This window comes from Paenibacillus sp. CF095 (assembly GCF_900101225.1).
Taxonomy (GTDB): Bacteria; Bacillota; Bacilli; order Paenibacillales; family Paenibacillaceae; genus Paenibacillus.
This window is the reverse complement of the sequence record NZ_FMZN01000001.1, coordinates 2,976,007-2,995,773: the sequence shown is the minus strand read 5'-3', so window position 1 is coordinate 2,995,773 and position 19,767 is coordinate 2,976,007. Positions and strand designations below refer to the sequence as shown.

17 protein-coding genes are annotated in these 19,767 nt (G+C 45.3%); 13 read left to right on the top strand and 4 right to left on the bottom strand.

All coding sequences use genetic code 11. From position 1 onward, the window contains the following. Nucleotides 1-69 precede the first annotated feature (69 nt). A complete protein-coding gene (locus tag BLS69_RS12985; protein ID WP_091032046.1) occupies nucleotides 70-1,371 on the top strand; it encodes a bacillibactin exporter BcbE in 1,302 nt (433 codons plus the stop codon). 153 nt (nucleotides 1,372-1,524) lie between these two features. Here BLS69_RS12985 and BLS69_RS12980 read toward each other — a convergent pair whose 3' ends face one another. Together BLS69_RS12980 and BLS69_RS12975 are read right to left on the bottom strand one after the other, a co-directional pair. Continuing rightward, the gene (locus BLS69_RS12980) at nucleotides 1,525-2,868 is read right to left on the bottom strand and encodes an MFS transporter (RefSeq protein ID WP_091032044.1); all 1,344 of its coding nucleotides are present in this window, start codon (nucleotides 2,866-2,868) and stop codon (nucleotides 1,525-1,527) included. Nucleotides 2,869-2,898: 30 nt separating this feature from the next. Continuing rightward, nucleotides 2,899-3,345: a MarR family winged helix-turn-helix transcriptional regulator gene (locus BLS69_RS12975; protein ID WP_235200756.1), complete on the bottom strand. Its 447-nt coding sequence runs from the start codon at nucleotides 3,343-3,345 to the stop codon at nucleotides 2,899-2,901. A gap of 230 nt (nucleotides 3,346-3,575) precedes the next feature. Here BLS69_RS12975 and BLS69_RS12970 point away from each other — a divergent pair, with 230 nt between their 5' ends. The 3 genes from BLS69_RS12970 to BLS69_RS12960 all read left to right on the top strand — a co-directional run bounded on the left by BLS69_RS12970 (nucleotide 3,576) and on the right by BLS69_RS12960 (nucleotide 5,514). After that, the gene (locus BLS69_RS12970) at nucleotides 3,576-4,049 is read left to right on the top strand and encodes an RbsD/FucU family protein (protein ID WP_036609525.1); all 474 of its coding nucleotides are present in this window, start codon (nucleotides 3,576-3,578) and stop codon (nucleotides 4,047-4,049) included. Nucleotides 4,050-4,260: 211 nt separating this feature from the next. Continuing rightward, entirely contained in the window at nucleotides 4,261-4,815 is a 555-nt protein-coding gene (locus tag BLS69_RS12965; RefSeq protein ID WP_256332288.1) for a GNAT family N-acetyltransferase, read from the top strand. A 78-nt stretch (nucleotides 4,816-4,893) separates the two neighbouring features. After that, nucleotides 4,894-5,514: a TraX family protein gene (locus tag BLS69_RS12960; protein ID WP_240767976.1), complete on the top strand. Its 621-nt coding sequence runs from the start codon at nucleotides 4,894-4,896 to the stop codon at nucleotides 5,512-5,514. A 124-nt stretch (nucleotides 5,515-5,638) separates the two neighbouring features. On the opposite strand, the gene BLS69_RS12955 is transcribed toward BLS69_RS12960, so the two are convergent. Continuing rightward, nucleotides 5,639-9,313, bottom strand: coding sequence for a non-ribosomal peptide synthetase family protein (locus tag BLS69_RS12955; protein WP_371129076.1), 3,675 nt, complete (start codon nucleotides 9,311-9,313; stop codon nucleotides 5,639-5,641). Nucleotides 9,314-9,392: 79 nt separating this feature from the next. Next, on the bottom strand, nucleotides 9,393-11,135 hold the full coding sequence (locus BLS69_RS12950; RefSeq protein ID WP_091034997.1) for a methyl-accepting chemotaxis protein: 1,743 nt from the start codon (nucleotides 11,133-11,135) through the stop codon (nucleotides 9,393-9,395). Between the two features lie 510 nt (nucleotides 11,136-11,645). Here BLS69_RS12950 and rpiA point away from each other — a divergent pair. From rpiA to BLS69_RS12905, 9 genes are all read left to right on the top strand, one after another. Then, nucleotides 11,646-12,317, top strand: coding sequence for a ribose-5-phosphate isomerase RpiA (gene rpiA, locus BLS69_RS12945; RefSeq protein ID WP_091032039.1), 672 nt, complete (start codon nucleotides 11,646-11,648; stop codon nucleotides 12,315-12,317). 25 nt (nucleotides 12,318-12,342) lie between these two features. After that, complete coding sequence (locus BLS69_RS12940; RefSeq protein ID WP_256332287.1) at nucleotides 12,343-12,942, top strand: GNAT family N-acetyltransferase; 600 nt, start codon at nucleotides 12,343-12,345, stop codon at nucleotides 12,940-12,942. A gap of 15 nt (nucleotides 12,943-12,957) precedes the next feature. Beyond that, the gene (locus BLS69_RS12935) at nucleotides 12,958-13,419 is read left to right on the top strand and encodes a MarR family winged helix-turn-helix transcriptional regulator (protein ID WP_017689273.1); all 462 of its coding nucleotides are present in this window, start codon (nucleotides 12,958-12,960) and stop codon (nucleotides 13,417-13,419) included. A gap of 285 nt (nucleotides 13,420-13,704) precedes the next feature. After that, a complete protein-coding gene (locus BLS69_RS12930) occupies nucleotides 13,705-14,793 on the top strand; it encodes a cobalamin B12-binding domain-containing protein (protein WP_091032032.1) in 1,089 nt (362 codons plus the stop codon). Between the two features lie 15 nt (nucleotides 14,794-14,808). Further along, entirely contained in the window at nucleotides 14,809-16,518 is a 1,710-nt protein-coding gene (locus tag BLS69_RS12925) for an ATP-binding protein (RefSeq protein ID WP_091032029.1), read from the top strand. Nucleotides 16,519-16,552: 34 nt separating this feature from the next. Beyond that, nucleotides 16,553-17,515 carry an alpha/beta hydrolase gene (locus BLS69_RS12920; protein ID WP_091032027.1) on the top strand — a complete coding sequence of 321 codons (963 nt, stop codon included), beginning with the start codon at nucleotides 16,553-16,555 and terminating at the stop codon, nucleotides 17,513-17,515. Between the two features lie 57 nt (nucleotides 17,516-17,572). Then, a complete protein-coding gene (locus BLS69_RS12915) occupies nucleotides 17,573-17,923 on the top strand; it encodes a hypothetical protein (RefSeq protein ID WP_091032024.1) in 351 nt (116 codons plus the stop codon). 17 nt (nucleotides 17,924-17,940) lie between these two features. Continuing rightward, nucleotides 17,941-18,654: a class I SAM-dependent methyltransferase gene (locus BLS69_RS12910; RefSeq protein ID WP_091032022.1), complete on the top strand. Its 714-nt coding sequence runs from the start codon at nucleotides 17,941-17,943 to the stop codon at nucleotides 18,652-18,654. A 66-nt stretch (nucleotides 18,655-18,720) separates the two neighbouring features. After that, on the top strand, nucleotides 18,721-19,707 hold the full coding sequence (locus tag BLS69_RS12905) for a BadF/BadG/BcrA/BcrD ATPase family protein (RefSeq protein WP_091032019.1): 987 nt from the start codon (nucleotides 18,721-18,723) through the stop codon (nucleotides 19,705-19,707). Nucleotides 19,708-19,767 lie beyond the last annotated feature (60 nt).

Here is a 19,767-nt window from a genome sequence, read left to right as displayed (position 1 = left end):
TGAATAATCAACCTCCGAAACAAGCACAATAATGCTGTTGTGTGTAGAATCTGTAAAGGTGGTTGTGGTATGAACGATAAAAAGTGGGACCTCGTCGCACTTGCTTCCATCCCTTTAATTATGACCTTGGGTAATTCCATGCTAATACCGATCCTGCCACAGATTGAACGTGAGTTGAAGGTATCTGCATTTAAGGTCAGTATGCTCATTACAGTCTACGCTGTAGTTGCGATCCTGCTTATTCCTCTTGCAGGGTACTTGTCGGATCGTTTTGGCAGAAAAGCAGTTATCATTCCCAGCCTCGTTATTGCAGCCGTCGGAGGTGCTGTCGCTGGTGTGGCAGCATGGATGCTGAACGGAAACATAGCCTACTGGACCATTCTGGGTGGCAGGTTATTGCAGGGAATAGGTGCTGCCGGCGCATTTCCTATTGTTATCCCTTTGGTTGGGGACATGTTTAATGATGAGAACGAAGTAAGCAAAAGCCTGGGTATCATTGAGACCTCGAATACGTTTGGTAAAGTCATAAGTCCGATTCTGGGTGCAGCGCTGGCGGTCTGGTTGTGGTATGCGCCATTCATGGCTATTCCTATCCTTTGTGTACTTTCGCTGGTTCTTGTTATTTTCCTGGTGAAGACTCCACGGAAAAAAGAAAAGCCTCCCACCTTTGTAGAATTTGTGGCATCCATTCGTGACGTATTAAAAGAAAAGGGACGCTGGTTGTATGCGTTGTTTGCAATCGGTGGTATTTGCATGTTTGTCATCTTTGGTGTGTTATATTATCTATCCGAGACGCTGGAGAGCGAATTTGCCCTGAAAGGTGTACTTAAAGGACTTGTCCTTGCGATCCCGCTGGCAGCGTTATGTCTGTCTTCTTTCCTGGCAGGGAAGTGGATTGGAAAGAACAAAACGCGAATGAAGTGGCTTGGCTTCACAGGACTTGCGCTTCTGACGGTATCCCTTGGCGTTATAGGTTTATTCGATAATATCTATGTTGTAGTAGGTCTTTTCACATTGGGAAGTGCCGGAATAGGTGCAACGTTACCATGTCTGGATGCCTTGATTACAGAAGGCGTGGACAAAAAACAGCGGGGCACAATCACGGCTCTGTTCAGCAGCATGCGATTCATTGGAGTATCTCTCGGTCCACCTGTCGTTTCTTTGCTGATCGGTTCTCATCATTTCCTGCTTTTTGGTGTGCTCGCTGCGTCTGGCGCAGTGGGCGGATTGCTCACCTTATTCGCAGTTAAACCGGATAAGGGAGACCAACCTACTTCAGGAAGCAAGCAGAAACAGGATGAAACATCTAATGATGTGATCCAGACAAGTAGAGGGTATGCTCCCATAGGTCGCAAGAAAAGTCCATTTTAGATAGACGGTTCTGTATGCTGTGTTCATTTCCATGCTGTCTTAAGTTTAACATTCAGATCTGTTCTAATAAAAAACGCGTTTACGCCTAAGAAAGCGGATGAATTTGCTTTCTCGGTGTAAACGCGTTTTTATGTTCAGAATGACCTTAATCAATCATTCGTGTTTACTTTTATTCGACTGGCTAGTTTCGGTGTTGCCGGCTCCAGATTCTGAATTCTTGGTTTGATCTGGAGGTGGTTCCGTTGCAGTGATATGAGTATGAGCGAGCAGAGCATGAGGTTCAATGGAGAAGCTGCCGCTTCGTTTTCCCTGAATCAGATATATAAGCAAGAACAGAATCATAAACATCACGGAATATCGATACATATCAGTATAACTGGTTATGGCCGCAATGGCGCCAAGTAGAAGGGCACCGGTCGCAATACCCAGATCCAGCGAGTTCAAAAACATACCGTTAGCCATACCCCGTTGAGTAGGAGATACAACTTGAATCATCCAGGTCTGCAGAGACGACTGCATGGAACCATAACCGATTCCGTAGATAAAGGCAGCGATGAACAGTACGGACATGGAGGTGGCATACGAGAGCAGAATGAGGCCGACAGCAACGAATATTGCCCCTGGAATGAGCAGTGCTTTTGGACCTTTATTGTCATAGATCCGCCCTGCAAATGGTCTAACCAATAACACGGCGAGTGCATTAAACAAAAAGAACAGCGCAGGATTGGCCAGATTGGCTTCCTTGCCATACAAAACGATGAATCCGACAAGCCCACCATAGGTGATGGATAATAGGCAATTCAGCACACTGGGCAGAATCAGCTTCCGGTTGAAAGGTGTCTTCTGTTTTGGGTTGGACCCTGAAGCACTTGTTGTGGCTTGTGGCATGATGGTTGTACTGTTATCGGTTCTGACTGCTTTTTTGCGTGTCAGTGAATAACTCAGTGGATAGATCACAGCGAGGACACCCGCAGTACATAACATCAGAGTTACAAATCCAGCACCCTGGAGCAGAGTAACCCCAATGATTGGCCCCATAGACATAGCCAAGCTAGTCGATAGACCAAAGTAACCCATACCTTCACCCATTCGTTTGACGGGCACAATGTCCGAGGCCATCGTTGGAAAAGCGGTACTGCTCATACCAAACCCGATACCAAACAACATTCTCAGCAACAAGAGCACAGCTATACCAGCAGCAAAATAATAGCCGAGCGTTGCCAGCAGGGCAACGGACAGGCCTATATAGATCATGGCGTTACGAAGGCCCTTCTCCAGCGCTTTCGCGGAATAGAGACGGGCTGCAATGGCACTTAGTGCAAACAGACAGGTGAATAAACTTACTTCAAATGCGTTGGCGTGAAATCGCTCCTGAACGTAGGACGGAAGCGGAGAGACGATCATGTGCAGTTGCAAGAACAACAAGAAGTTGCACAGCATCAGCAGTATAAAATCGGTGGTCCATAGTCTAACTTGTTGTGTAGATTGTTCTTTCATGATGTTGTATTCCCCCTGAGTTGTGATTCATTACAAGTTGCGGTTAATGAGGGAAAGAGTATGTTTAAATGCTTCCATCTGGTCTTCGGATATACCTTCAGCAAGTTCTTTATTCATTTCTCTTTCAATCGGAACGAGGATATCAATTAACGCTTTGCCTTCCGTGGTGAGATATAACAGATAGGCTCTGCGATCCTGTTCGCTGGTCCGGCGTTCTACCCAGCCTTTTTTCTCAAGCAGATCAATAATCCGCGCAGTGGTGGGTTGGTCTTTGAAGACACGTGCAGCGAGCTCCTTCTGATTAACACCTTCACCGCGGTCAACATTAAAGAGAACAGAAAATTGCTCTGTCGTAATATCATAAGGTTTGAATCGTGTCGCAAGTAAAGCTACAGCTTTACGATGTGTGAAACCCAGCATGAATCCAACAGATTGTTCCAGTGTATAGTCCATGTGATTGCTAGACCTCGCTTCCATAATAAAATGTCCCAATTAATTAGTTGTTATAACAACTATATGTCAAACAAGTATTTTTGTCAAAATGAAATATTCTCTTATCGAACGTACGTGTGCGCTGTGCAATCATCCAAAAATACTGTTAGAATAGTGATGAAACCGCTTTTATGGAATCGATATCAAGGTGCTTGAAGAATGGAGAAAACCAATTTGCTCTAACTAATGTTGGAGATGACCAAGGAGAGCTGTATATGCTAAAGAATATACCCGCAATAATACCTCCAGAGTTACTCAAAATCATGTCCGAAATGGGCCATGGAGACGAGTTGGTTCTGGCGGATGGCAATTTCCCCGCAGCCAGTCATGCCAAGCGACTGGTACGCTGTGACGCACTGGGAGTCGTTGAACTGCTGGATGCCATCCTGCAATTATATCCACTGGATACCTATGCTGAGCGTCCCGCTGCTGTCATGCAGGTTGTGAAAGGGGATCAGGTGATCCCGATCATATGGGAAGACTATCGCCGGTTGATTGAAGAATACGAAGGCATTACGGATGCTTTTGATCATGAAGAGCGATTTGATTTTTATAAACGCGCTTCGAATGCCTATGTGATTGTTGCAACTGGTGAGCGCGCCCAATATGCCAATCTGATTTTGAAGAAAGGCGTCATTTTCCCCGATGCTGATCCTGGTCAGGAACAGCAGAATGCTGAATCGAACTGAATAATTACGGCGACGGAGCAGTGGATGCTTTGGTCGCCTTTTTATTTTTGCCAATACGAAGTAAATATAACAAAACGTACAGAATTGGTATGGACTAGATAAGCAAGATGCAATCTGGAAGCGCGCATGAACGAATGTCAGCTCACTGCTCAAGATACTACAAACTTTGATGCAGATGATGAATGGGGAAAAGGAAAGGAATGTTTTACAATTGAGAAATACAAACGATGAGACGATGGTCTCCATCCCAGAGGAGTTGAGTGAAATGCAGCACCGAATCAGACAAGCGGGTCTTCCTGATAGTAACGAAGTGGGTCGATTGTTCAATGAGTACAGGATGTTCTACAACCAAAATGCTGACATTGAGGCAGCACGTCAGTATATTAGAGAACGAATGGAAGGCCATGAATCGGTGATTTTGGTAGCAGAAACAGATGCGGAAAGTGAACATGGGACAGATGAAAGTAACGGTATGTCACTCTCGAATGGCTTAATCTGTACTGGATTCGTTCAGCTATATCCCAGTTTCAGTTCGGTATCAATGGGGCCTGTCTGGGTGCTTAATGATCTATATGTGTACCCGGATTATCGTCAGCAAGGCATTGCCAGGAAGCTCTTGCAAGCAGCCAAGCAATTGGCATCTGAGCGAGGAGTTCTTCGTATATCACTCTCAACTGAGTTAAGTAACAAACAAGCACAAGCTTTATATGAATCCGAAGGATATGCACAGGATACCAAATTCATGTATTATGAACTTAATGTATAAGAGGTTGATCAAAAAGACGCATTATATAAATGAATGGCAGACTCGTGTCGTCGGGAAAGAGGGAGGGGAGTCGCAACCATGATGCAGTGGATTGCCATGATCACGATGTTAATTGATCATATAGGAGCTGTCTTTTTTCCACATATTATAGAGTTGAGGATCATAGGTCGTATCGCTTTTCCAATCTATGCTTTTGCAGTGTATATCGGTTATAAACATACACGAGACGTACAAAAATACATATGGCGGCTGTTCTGGATCGCGATCATATCACAGGTGCCGTTCATGGCTGCGTTTAATCATTACTCTCTGAACGTGGTATGGACATTGTGGTCAGCCCTGTTGGTATTATTCGTTATCGATAAATTGCCATCCAAACTACTGGGGATTCCGATTGTAATTGGAGCAGGTTGGTTCATGGAAATTAGCCATATGGATTACGGGATGTACGGGTTGTTATTGGTTCTGTTATTCCGTTATTTCCGGGGTCCTGTACTTGTCGTGGCACATGTCGTGTTAAATGCACTATATCTTCTCCTGCATAACAGCTCTGTGCAAATGTATAGTGTGCTCGCAACCGCCGGCATTGCTATTGCTCAGTATTACCAAGCGGGATTCCGCATGAAGGGGCCACGTTGGGTCTGGCGTTATTTCTATCCAGCGCATCTTGCCATCATTGCAATTATCCGATGGGTCTAAAAAAATGATCCAAAAAGCTAAAACGTCTGAAAAATGCGAAGTAAAGAAGCCACCTTCTCGTCAGTGAATGACGATGAGGTGGCTTCTGCGTATTCATATTAGTTAAAGTTGAACTTCACGGAACTTACTCCATTGCTGTAGAAGTGCCGTTATGGCGCCGGATTGCAGACGGGAAATATCCAATCTGAACGGCGTAGTCTAACATGGCGGAGATGAATCGATCATCTGTTTTTGCACATGAGATTCCGGCAGGTTCCACATAAGCCGTTGTGACAGGGCAAGCATAGACATAAGCTGAATCCTTCGCACCGTCGCCTTCAAGCTGTGCAATAGCCAACTGAAGAGCTTCCGGCTCCTTGCTGATGCTGGCATCGAACAACCAACGGGTGTAATCCGCGAAAGGAAGTGTCTCGACATTGTAACCAGCCCGATTTACAGAACGGATCAGCTCATCATAGCGGATTGGCTCCGGATTACAGATGTGGAATACACGACCGGCGGTATCCTGACGTAAGGCCAGGTGAACGATAGCCTCACTTGCATAGTTGATCGGTGTAAAATCAACCATCCAGTCAGCCGCAGGAGCCTTGCCAAGCAATAACATCGCTTTGATCATGCGATAGAAGGCATTGCTATCAATATTGGACTGGAAGCGTCCAGTTTCGGAGTGGCAAGTCAGATTACCTGCACGATAGATGCTGACAGGTACACCTTGCTCGGCGGCAATCATGAGCACTTTCTCGGCTTCAAGTTTGCTGTCCGAATACAGGTTGTCCACATGCAGGTCAGCCGGGAACCGATCATATTGCAGGGAAGATTCCCATTGTCCGCTGAGTGCCAGATCTTCCGGAATACCCATCGTGGATACATGGTGGAAGGAAGCACCTGGTTTGCTGCGAATCAAGTCAAGCAATGCGACCGTTCCTTCCACGTTTGTTTTGGCGAACTGATCGGCATCGCCAAAATGACGTACGTCTGCAGCGCAGTGGATGACACGGTCAATTCGATCCTGAACATAAGCCGTTTGTTCAGCCGACAGACCGAGATTAGGTTGTTCGAGATCCCCTTCAATAATCTCCACACGAGTGGAGAGATGGTCAGTCAGTTGTTTGCCGAAATAACCTTCCAACACGTTAGTCAAACGTTCCATTGCAGTTATTCCATTGGATGGTCGACGAACAAGGGTGTAGATTCGTGTGCTGGAATTCAGAATTAACTGTTGCAGCACATGAGAGCCCAGATAACCAGTTGCTCCAGTCAGCAACACATGCTCAGGTTCACGAATGAGCGGGTACCCCAACTGGGATGTTAGCTCCACAGGGTGTTCGGATAATTGTGTAATCATACCATCGGTCACCACTGAATCCGTAACTTCTGCAGCACTGAGAGACAATACTTCCACACGACGAGCGAGAGCACGGACTGTTTTCTCGGCAAAGAAATCGGCAATTTTCAGCTGTGGATAATGTGGCTTCAGAATAACAAGTACATGAATGACCCGGAGTGAATCACCACCGATATTGAAGAAGCTGTCTTCGACACCGAAGTCATCGTGCTGAAGGATTTCTTTCCATGCGTCCAGGATAATGGATTCCGTCTCCGTCTCAGGCATGACCCGGTCAGGGCGATCTTCATGTCGTTCCACATGAGGCAGGAATACCATCGCTTTGCGATTGATTTTTCCAGTCGGTGCAATCGGCATTTCATCCAGCTGACAGATCCACTTCGGTACAAAATAAGAAGGAAGTTTCTCCGTCAGTTCTGCCTTGATGTCCGAAACGGAGAGGGTACTGCCATCTTTCGATGTAAAGTAACCAACCAGCATATTTTGTCCATCGGATTCTTTCTTCGGAATGACGGCAACGTTCTGGATCTGATCAAGCCGTGCAAAGTGATCTTCAATCTCACCAATCTCAATCCGGTGACCACGAATTTTTAGCTGAGAGTCACTGCGACCAACATATTCGAGCAACCCGGTATCCAGTAATTTGGCAATATCGCCAGACTTGTAGATTTTCTCACCTATCGCAAACGGGTTCTCAATGAATGCTTGCTCAGTACGTTCTGGCTGATTGAGATAACCTTTGGCCAGTGCAGGGGTAGCAATATATACCTCACCAGGTACACCTGCCGGACAGAGCTGTTGTTCTTCATTTACAATGTATACTTTGTAGTTATGAATTGGTTTACCGATAGGGATGTTCACCACATGTTCGGGAACCTGCTCACTGATGCGGTGAGTAGTTGTGGCTACTGTACATTCGGTAGGTCCGTACACATTAACAATATCAATCTGGTTTCCAAATTTGCGCTGGAAGGCACGAACCTGTTCACCATAGAGCGCTTCTCCGGCTACAGTAATGATTCTGACTTTGGCCAGCTTGTGGAAACCTTCATCGGATAAGTAGGAAGCAAGCTGATTGAAGAAAATCGTGGGCAGTATCGTAATGATGTTTGTTCCTGTCCGTTCAATTGCACTTGCGAATTCTTCAACGGATACACGTTCTTCCGCAGACAACAGATATAATTCTGCTCCATAGAACAAGGCGCCAATGGTATCCCACACGGATGCATCAAAGCTGTATGTAGCAAACTGGGTTAATACATCACCTGGTTGAATGTCACAATCACGCTGAACCACACTGCCAAGATTGGTTACACCCCGGTGGGCAATCAGTGCACCTTTGGGTTTACCGGTCGACCCTGACGTGTAGATAATATACGCAAGATCATCTGGCTGAATATCCAGATTGGGGTTACTTGCTGCAAATCCAGCTAAACGACCATCCACAGCGAGAATCTGACGGACCGTAGCTATACTGGAGAACAAGCTGGAAGCTTGGGCATAAGAAGCCTCCGTTGTCAGCACGAATGAGGACGCCGTATCTTCCACAATATAACTGTTACGTTCTTGTGGATGCTCAGGGTCGATCGGAACATATGCACCACCTGCTTTCAGAATTCCAAGCAGGGAGATGATGGTCTCCAGACTTCGATCCATAAAGATACTGACGAATTCACCTTTCTGCAATCCATTGGATAACAGAACACGTGCAACCTGATTAGCTCGTTCATTCAATTCCCTGTACGTATAACTTTTGGATGGCGATGTTATCGCCGGTGAATCCGGATATGCCGCTGCCGTTGCTTCGAACCAGCCATGAACCGTCTGATTCTCTGGTTCGAGAACAGAAGTATCATTCATTTCACGGTAAAGCAATCGGTCTGAGGCAGAAAGAATATCTACCGTACCGATTGCTTTCTCACCGTCACGCACAAGGGCGAGTAGAAGAGTCTGATAATATTCTGCATATCTCAGCACGGTAGACTCTTTTAACAGTGAACTATCATAGAACAGATCGAGGATGAGCATGTTCTGATCATCTCGAACGTTCCAGTTTAATATTTGAGGAGCTTGAGGCAACTGTACACTATTCAGCATAAAAAACGATTCAGGGTATCCACCGTTTTGCAACGTGTATTCAATCTTGAGCTGCTCTGAAACCTGATGACATAGTTGGCTGAAGGTCAATTTCCCCTGAATCTGTAAAGAAAGATAGGAAGCTGCCTGATCGGGGGAAAGTATACCTATGGCAAGTTCCTGTTCAGCTGACAATCGGAATAACAAGGCTGCATAAGCTGAGAGGAGTACCGGGTACACCATCTGTTCTCCATACTTCTGTTTAAGTTCACGGCTCAGAGAAGCATGTAATGTGATTTGAGCAGACTGATAAGAGAATGATTGTTGACGTCGCCCAAAATCCAGTGGAATCTGCAGAACTGGCAAGCTAGATTCCATGGAATGGGAAGAAGATGGTTGGTTTTCAATCACTTCAGTTATTCCTCCTTGGTTCAAACCGAATGTTTGTGGATTTGAATTATTGTTTGCTTACATTGAAATGAGAGATCAATTCTTGGAGTTCCTCAGACATGCTGTTAAGACGTGTGGAGGAGTCTACCAGTGTAATCAAAGATGCTTTTTGCTCATCAACAGATGAGGAAATTTGTTCACTGCTGTTTGCTGTCTTACTTACGCTTGAAGACAAGTCGTCTGCTGTAGCGGTCATTTCCTCCGTACCCGCAGAGATTTCTTCCGTCGCGCTTGAGACTTCCTGAATCTGATTAGATACTTTTTTCGCTGCTTCTAAAATATCTTCGAACAGTTGTCCTGTTTGATCGGCTACGCTGAGCCCTGTATCTACTTCTGATGTACCTTGTTCCATAGCACGTACAGCTTGTTTAATTCCGGCTTGAATCTCTTGGATCAATACGCCAACCTGGCTGGTTGCTTGTTCAGACTGCTCAGCAAGTTTGCGTACTTCACCTGCAACAACTGCAAATCCTCTTCCTTCTTCACCAACACGAGCTGCTTCAATGGATGCATTAAGAGCAAGCAAGTTAGTCTGGCTGGAGATTCCCGAGATGATATTGAGAATATCGCCGATTTCCTGTGAACGACTCTCCAGAACCTCAATGGCAGAAGCGGTATTCTTAACCGATTCCGTAATCAGATTCATCTGTTCAGATACCTGACGGACAACACTGTTACCTTGTTGCGAACGACGTTCCATCTCATAGGCTTCATCCGCTACACTTGCCGAGCTGCTGGCAATCGTCTGGATTACGGTAGCCATCTCGGACATGGCACGTGCACTATCCCGGGTTGCCTGTTCCTGTGAACGAATGTTGGAAGTGATTTGAGTCACATTATTATTAATAGAATCTGCATTCTCACTGTTGCGCTCGGATACTTCATATAGTTCTTTGGCAGACTGATTTACTTCTTGTGATGTGATTTGCACTTTAACGATAGTATCGTTGATTTTGCGAACCATGGTGTTGAACTTCTCGTTAACGAGTCCCAGATCGTCTTTGCCTGTCGGAATGTTGACATTCAAATTACCCCGACTTACGTCATCAATTCCTTTGATCAAGTGACGGATAGGGGAAAGTGTGTTTTTAACTACAAGGTATTGGATAATCAGGAATAACAGCAAGAAGGCGACAAGGATGATAATTCCGTTTTTAAGCAAGGAGTTCAGTCCTGCGGGTACGGCTGATGCATCTGCATCAATGGCAAAATATGAGAAAATCTTTCCGTTGCTGTCTTTGATTGGATATGCAATGGTTGTCCATGTTCCGAAATCATCGGAATAAAATGTTGTGAATGTTGGGCGATCCGTATTAAGCATTTCTTTCAGTGCATTGGCTACAACGACCGGCTGCTCATACATGTCACCAATATTTACGTTCTCACTTTGAAAAGCCTCTCTTAGGTTGGTCGGCATCGCTACAAGGGAAGTTAATCTCTTGTTATCGCCACCGAGCTCGACACCGAAGATGTAGGCTTGTGCAATGTTAGGATAATATTCTTGCATTTCATCGAAATACGCTCGTAATTTCGTTTGTGTTGCTCCATCATAGCTACCTTCCGCAATAGCAGCTTGTACCTCGGCAGGATTGATATCTTCAGCCCACTTTTTGGTAATTTGTTCCACCTGTCCATGCAGTTGATCAACAAGAACTGTTTTTTGGAAATAGTAACTGCTTGCGATAAGTGCTACCCCGATGATAATGATATTGGTAAATGAGAGTAACAGATTTTTTGAGAAAAACGACATGCTTTTCCAACTTAATGATTTCACTTAATTCCACTCCTGATCTTCTTTAAATTAAGAAACTTTAGGGTTGCATTCGTACAGTGAACTAGATCATTCCGTGATCCCCTCCAAAGGAAATTTATGCGACCATGGTCTTGGTTTATCAGTCGCTTTCGTAGAGACTTATGTACCGTATGAACCATAGGTGTCTAATTATTAAAACACATCTATAATTAATATGTCGTATAAAATGTCGTTAAATTGAATAGTATCGTTAAATTTTTTTTAATATTTTACGTATTTATGGACATATCAGATGTATTATAGGTATTTAGAACTGTTTATTTTAAAATTTCCCATTTTTTAGCTTCATTCTGTATTCTATAACATGGTGGGTAAAAATACATCCTTCAACAAAACAAAAATATGATGGCAAAGATGCAACAGAAGGCACGGATATACATCGGAAGCGGTTTTATCTATAATAACTACATATGCATTTCTCAAATTATGAGCAGCGGGGGTTTATAGATGAATCTTAAACAGATAGCAGCAGAGCGTGCGGCAGAATATGTTGAGGATGGAATGAAGGTTGGTTTGGGTACAGGTTCAACAGCTTATTATGCCATCTGCCGGATCGGTGAGCGGGTACGTGATGGATTGAACATTCAAGCAGTTGCCACTTCAGAGGCTTCGGACAAGCTTGCCCGTGAATGGGGGATTCCCATCGTCCCATTTGACCAGATTGGACGTCTGGATCTGACCATTGATGGCGCTGATGAAGTAGATCCCGAATTTAACCTGATTAAAGGGGGGGGCGGGGCTCTTTTGCGTGAGAAAATCGTGGCAGCCAATAGTGACAAATTGATTATTGTAGCGGATGGCAGCAAAGCCGTGCAAAAGTTGGGGAAATTCCCGCTTCCAGTTGAGGTGGTTCCATTTGCTTCTGAGTGGACCTTACAGGCGCTCGAAAAATTGGGGTGTCAGCCACAGTGGCGGATGGATGGACAGCAACGTTATCTGACAGACAACGGAAACCTGATAGCAGATTGCCACTTGGAGGCGATTGATCACGCTGCGGACCTTAATGTTCAGTTGAACATGCTGCCAGGTGTTGTTGATAACGGACTATTTGTGGATATGGCTAGTACAGTCATTCTTGCCAATGCGGACGGAAGTATCGAAGAGCTTCATCGTTCTTAATATGGAAGAGGGTGCTTTTCATCGTATGAAAGAACTGCCTATCGTTGATGGTGAACTTGTACTCAGGTGTGTGGAGAAACAGGATCTGAAAGAGCTCTATGAATTGATCTACAGTGATGACGTACCTGAATGGAAGCAATGGGATGCACCCTATTACCCACTTAAACACGAAAGTTATGAAAGTTTTGAACAAGGTATGCTCAAACGTATGGACGTAGATCCAGGCGATTCCAAACCCGTGTCAATCCGTATTATTGAATCCGACAGACAAATTGTGGGTACAATCAGCTATTACATAGAAGATGAGTTATCCATGTGGCTGGAAATGGGGATTGTAATATACAGATCTGTCCAGTGGGGACGCGGGGTTGGCACACGTTCACTTACCATGTGGTCAAGTCATTTGTTCGAACAGATGCCTTTGGTTCGGGTTGGATTGACTACTTGGTCTGGTAATGAACGTATGATGCGTGCGGCTGTGAGAGCCGGATTACAGGTGGAGGGGCGAATGCGGAAGTGTCGTATGGTTCGCGGGCAGTACTATGATTCAATTCGTATGGGGATGCTCCGTGAGGAGTGGGAGCAGAAGCGGGCCTCTCATACGAGCCGAAATGTAAACAACTGATGGAGGATTATTGAAATGCTGAACACGGAGGACAACCGGGAACTGTCTTTACAATTATTCGTGGTTCTTGTTCGGGCCTACAATTCTGTGACCTCACGTTCCAATCGGGACATCCAGAGTCACGGACTGAATACGACAGAATTTGGTGTGCTTGATTTGTTATATCATAAGGGACCGCAGGCATTGCAAAAGATTGGTGAAAAGGTGTTAATGTCCAGTGGTAATATTACGTACGTTGTAGATAAGTTGCAAAATAAAAATCTGCTGTTTCGTCGACCATCCAAAGAAGATCGGCGTGTCATTTACGCTGAGTTAACCGAGGAAGGAAGAGAATTGTTCACACAGATATTTCCTCAACACCATCAGGTCATCATTGATGCTTTGGAAGGACTTGACCCTTCAGAGAAAGTGGATGCGATTAAGATGTTGAAGAAGCTGGGATTGGCGGCAGAAGGGAAAACTGACTTGCGTTCATAACGCAGGTCAGTTTTTTTGTGGATCTCGAAAAGTACAGGCATATACTGGCTGACTGGCTTGCAAGGCCCTCCATAATATAGGAAGATTGTTCTATACATTCATCGTGTGTAAAACATGATCATCGAAAGTTCATGTATAATGGAACAGAACGATTAAGAGCGGTATGGATGGATTGGATCAAGTAGAAGAACCTATCCCGATTGCAAGTTAGCTAACATCGATCTCATTCTGGATTAGTCACGAATGATGATGGAGATGTGATGCGGGTAGAGGAGAGGTGCATCTATGAGTCATCAAGAAGCAGGAGAACGTTTGCTCCAAGAATCTGCGAAATTAGCTGATAAAATAACGGAGAAACAGTATCTCAGACAGCCCGATTTACTTGAGCGATTTGGCGAGAATGGAAAAATGCGAACCAAACAGGATTCGGAGTATAGCTTGAACTATTTGGCAGAAAGTGCGCTCGTACAGAGTCCAGGTCTGTTTACTCATTATATTGCCTGGCTGAAAGTTCTACTTGAGGGTTATAAGGTATCACCAGAAGACCTGGCAATTAATCTCAATCTGATCAAAGAGACATTGGAAGAAGAATTTGACCATCCGTCAAAGGCATTTTTGCTCGAGTATCTGGAGATGGGAATATATAGAACAACACACATGGAGTCACAGGCGGGTTACATCAACGAATCCATGCCATATGGAGATGCCGCGCAATCGTACTTGCAGTGTTTGCTTGAGAATAAACGGAAAGAAGCCTTCGAGATCATTGAAGCCCAGTTAGAAGCTGGGGTGACGATTCGTGATATTTATCGATATATCTTTCAGCCCACCCAATATGAAATTGGACGATTGTGGCAATGCCATCGTATCAGTGTGGGACAAGAACACTTTTGTACGGCAGCGACTCAGTCATTCATATCACGTCTTTATTCTCGCTGGTTGATTCATACAGGTCAGGATAAAAAACTAGTGGCTACCTGTGTAGGTAGTGAACAACATGAGATCGGACTGCGTATGCTCACAGATGTGTTCGAGATGGAAGGTTGGGATACGCACTATCTGGGAGCCAATGTTCCCAATGGAAGTGTAATAGAGGCTATAGAGCGGCATCAGGGCGATGTTGTTGCGATATCGGTTACGATGACATATCACCTTCATCTGGCCAAAGATTTGATTCATCTGATCCGTCATCATCCGGCAACGGCACATGTGAAGATTATGGTTGGGGGATATCCCTTTAATATTGATCAGGAGTTGTGGAAAACGATAGGAGCTGACGGTTATGCTCCAGGAGCCGATGAAGCGGTAGCGGTTGCAGAACAATTACTGGCTCAGCCAGCTACATGTAATCAGCTTGATATGGTTAGGGATTAAGAGAGGGATGATGTGATGTCTAATGAGAGCGGAGAGATACAGAGGCTACGCAGAACGATTGAGCAGTTATCGGATCAGATGATTCGGAGTAAAGAGCAAGAGGAACGAACACTTGCAGAATTCTCGGATATGAATAATGAACTGGTGACACTCCAGCGTCTGCTTGCAAAGAACAATAACAGTCTTGAAGCTGCACGTCAGCAAGCAGTAGATGCAGGTGATTCAAAAATCGCATTTATTGCAGGTATCAGTCATGATTTTCGTACACCATTAAATGGCATATTGGGGATGGCTGAGATGCTTAAGTTATCTCCCTTGTCTGAAGAACAGGAGAATTCGGTTTCCGTTATACAGGATGCTGCCAAACTGCTGCTTAAGCTGATTCAGGATCTTCTGGATCTGTCCAAACTTGAGGCGGGTCAGATGCGACTAGAACTGGGAGAAGTGGATCTGCAAGAGACGATAAACTATATTGTTCGTTTGCTCGAACCCCAAGTCAGAAAGAACGGAAATCAGTTATCGATAGACTGTGACCCCAGAATCTCTACTCTTCTTGAAGGGGATCCAACGAGGATTACACAGATACTGATCAATCTAATTCAGAATGCGAACAAATTCACATCAGAAGGTACGGTGCGGATACGAGTTACCCTTATGGAAGATGATGAGATTACACAAATGATCCGATTTGAAGTCGAAGACACGGGGATTGGTATCTCGGAAGAAGATCAGAACCAGTTATTTCAACCCTACATGCAGACTGAACGAGGACGCTCAAGTGAGTATGGAGGAACGGGCCTTGGATTATCGATCTGCAGGTCGCTCGTTACACTGATGGAAGGTCGGATTGGAGTAGACAGTCAGGAGGGTGAAGGATCAACATTCTGGTTCGAACTTACACTTGGTAAGAAAGACGGTAACCAATCCGCTAATCAGTCTGTTGCTTCCGCTCAAGAGCATCAGGGGCAGGATATGGATGATGAAGCTCCTTCTGTATCTGTATTGCTGGCCGATGATAATGTCATCAACCGACAGCTTGTTATGTTACAGCTCAAGAAACTGGGAATAACCCAAGTGGACGCTGTAGTGAATGGGGAAGAGGCAATAGCTGCTTTTCTCAGCAAAAAATACAGTTTGATTCTCATGGACTATATGATGCCATTGATGGACGGTTTGGAGGCAACACGCAAAATCCGCTCGATAGAAATGGATGAAATGCGCCATTCCACACCCATTATTGCAATGACAGGTAATGTCATGCAGGGAGAGAAAGACAAGTGTATGGAAGCCGGGATGAATGACTTTATTGGCAAACCCTTCACGCTGGAAATTCTGAGTAAGATGATCGAGAAGTGGCAGCAATCCTCCGAACCGACAGAGGTACTAAATATGAGCATCGTACATGAGATTGCGGAATTAAACACCGATGGCGATCGTACACTCCTTGGTATGTTGTTGGACATGTATCGTACCGAAACACCTGGCAAGATTGAGGTGCTGCGCAGACATATTGTGTCCGGCGACCATGTTGCTGCAACCGAGGTAGCCCATGATCTGAAATCAGGGAGTCTGAGTCTGGGGATTCGTTATCTATCAACTTTGTTTGCCCGGATAGAGCAGTTCGCGAAGGAAGGTCAATCACGGAAAGCAGAACCTTTGCTGGATGCTTTGTTACCCGCCTATCAAGCAGCATGTGCGTCACTGCAACGAGTAAGTAAAGATTGAACATTCTAATAAGGAAAGAGGGTAGGACTCGTTCATGTTATTTTACGTACTTGCAGCACTGGTACTGATCGTTCTTGCTCTTCTGTGGACAGGTGGGCTTTATTTTTTCAAAACTGCCATTCGCCGTACGCCAAAAACATTTTTGGTGGATAATCCGAATCTGATGCCTGAACCGGACAATGAAATCATTAGCAGTGCTTCTGACCTGAAGTGGCTGGATGCTCAGCCTACAGAAGAGATATCTCTTCAATCACATGATGGATTAAAACTGTATGGTACATGGCTCGGTTCCAATAAAGGGGCGGATCAGACGGTTATTCTGGCACATGGTTATTCGGGGAGAGGCAGAGAAATGGCTGGTTTTGCCCGGTTTTATGCGGAAAAGCACGGTTATAACATACTCATGCCAGATGATCGAGGTCATGGACAGAGTGAAGGTGATATCATCGGTTTTGGCTGGTTAGATCGGAAGGATTATGTCCAGTGGACCAACTGGGTGCTTGAAAAAGTGGGTACACAAGGGGAAATCATATTGCACGGCATATCCATGGGAGGAGCAACCGTACTGATGACAGGTGGTGAAGCCCTGCCGACTCAGGTCAAAGCGATTGTGTCTGATTGTGCGTATACATCCGTGGAAGAAGAACTGACGTTCCAGTTAAAGCAATTATACAAGCTACCTGCATTTCCTTTTATACCTGTCACAAGTCTAATTTCCCGGTGGAAAGCAGGGTATTCCTTTAGAGAGGCTTCGGCACTCAAGCAGCTTGCCAAAGTTAACGTTCCCGTGCTGTTCATCCACGGTGAGGCTGATACATTTGTACCAACGGAAATGGTGTACAGGTTGTATGAAGCTTGCCCAACCGAAAAGGAATTGCTGACCGTCCCCCGTGCGGGTCATGGCACAGCGTTTCAAGTTGATCGCACCGGATATGAAGCGGCACTGGAATCCTTTATGAAGAAGAATCTGTCCCATCCAGAATTCGTAATCAATTGATTCCCATATTGTATTGTGGGTATTCATTGATAGGACAGATATGGAAGGAGGCGGAAGATGGCGCGCACGCAAAGGAAATGTTCTTATTGCCATGAAGGAATGGCAGAAGATGAGTTTAAGTGCAAATCTTGCGGGAATCTGGTTGCTACAAAAACGGCATTGCCTGAACAACCTTATATGAACGAATATGAAGAATCGGTATTGGATCGTTATTCCATCACTTTGCTTGTACTGATTACACTTTTTCTCGCTCCTGTGGCTATTTCCATTGGTGGAGTCATGTTATTTAACGATAGTTCATACAAGAGGGAAACGGGTAAATTGCTTGTAACGGCTGGATTTGTCATCATGATCATTTGTTCAATCATTCTATTCGCCGGTACTGGGACATTGACGTTTAACTTCTAAACTATGGGGGTGTCTTGATGGGAAACGAACAATTTGAGGCTGCGCGAAAAGCAGAGGCAGGTTATCATTCCAATTTCTATCAGAATAATGAATTATTCGCCTCCGGTACCTGGATGTCGAGGCCCATGCCTATGGTGATGGATATGCTGGAACGTCTCCTTGTTCACAAGGAGGAATTGCGTGTCCTCGATCTGGGATGCGGAGTGGGAAGGCATACGATACCGATTGCACAGCGCCTTGCAAAAACGAACAGTGAAGTCATCGGTGTGGATTTGCTGGATGAGGCAGTAGACGGACTACGCAAGTATGCAAAAGAATATCAGGTTGATCATATCGTACAGGCAGTGAAAGCAGATGTTGAACATTATGCTGTGGAGCCAAACTATTTTGATTATATCGCTGCTTGTTCTTGTCTGGAACATGTCTCAAATAAGCAAGCCTTCATGGAAGCGATATACCGATTACAGGCCGGAACTCGTACAGGGGGCATTCATTGTATTACGATGAGTACCAATGTGGAGGAAAAAGAAATCAATACAGGCAAGGAGATTAAACCATTAATTGAGCTGAACCTGCCCACAGCCGAGGCGATTGCTATACTGGAGGATGCCTACAAAGGCTGGAATATTCTGCTTCAGGAGCATGTTACACAGACGATTGAAGAGGAAAAGTATGATGAACCGACACAATTTCGTTGTGAACTGCTTCGTTTCGCTGTGCAAAAACAATAAATTCTCTGCCGGGACCTGATAAAGCCCCGGCACTCTTATTGTTCGCTTGGGAGGGGAGAGTCAAGGATGAATACATACGTGATTGGGATGGATGGAGGAGGTAGTCACACTCGTGTGGCTGTCGCCGATCAGAACGGAAAGCTTTTGTCATATGTGCAAAAGGGAGGTTGCAATCGTTATCACGATACCAATGCTGAGCAAAATGTGCTGGAGGGTGTTGCTGAAGCCATAACTCAGGCTGGAGTCCAATCAGATCAGATCGCTGCCATTCAGGCAGGAATGGCGGGTCTAAATCGGCCTGAAGATACAGTTTGGGCGGAGGCATTGCTCGCTCTTACGGGGATTACAGGCAGGATCAGTGCGGTAAACGATACGCACATCGCCCATACAGCGGCCTTCGACGGTGAGCCAGGTATTGTCGCTATTGGAGGAACAGGATCTCTGATCCTTGGCAGAACCGAACAGGGAGCTTGGCTCCGCAATGATCAGTTCGGTCATTATGCGCCGACAGCAGCACGTTTCTTGGCTTACGACACGGTGCATTCCATCCTCGCGGAACGTTATGAGTTGCAGGATGAAGAATGGATTGAGCAGGTGTTGAAATATTGGAATGTTGCCTCAATTCGAGAGCTCGCTGCGCTGGGGATAGCCGGTTTTGCCGAAAATAAACAGGTGACCAATCGGAAATTTGGTCAGATGGCGTCTATGGTGACTGAAGCTGCTGCCCGGAATATTCCCCTCGCGGTTAGGGTATGTGACTCGGCTGCCGATACGGCTGTTGTGGGAATCCTCATGCTGGCATCCTGTTTTGAACATCCAGCAGTGTCCATGACGCTTACCGGAAGTTGTCTGAGTTCACCATATATGGTGAAGGCTGTTCAGAAAGGGCTGGATGCTGCCTATATGCGCGAAGGGAAAAAAATTCAATACATAACCAGTAACTTGCCGGCAGTTGGGGGCGCACTGCTGGATGCCTATCATTTGGCGCAGATCAACGTATCGGATAACATCTCAACTGTGCTTCAATCGGAGCTGAATCGGCACACGACTTGAACTTTTAGAGGCTAACGACTACAATACGATAACGGAAACAAGCAAGGTATAGGAGGAATA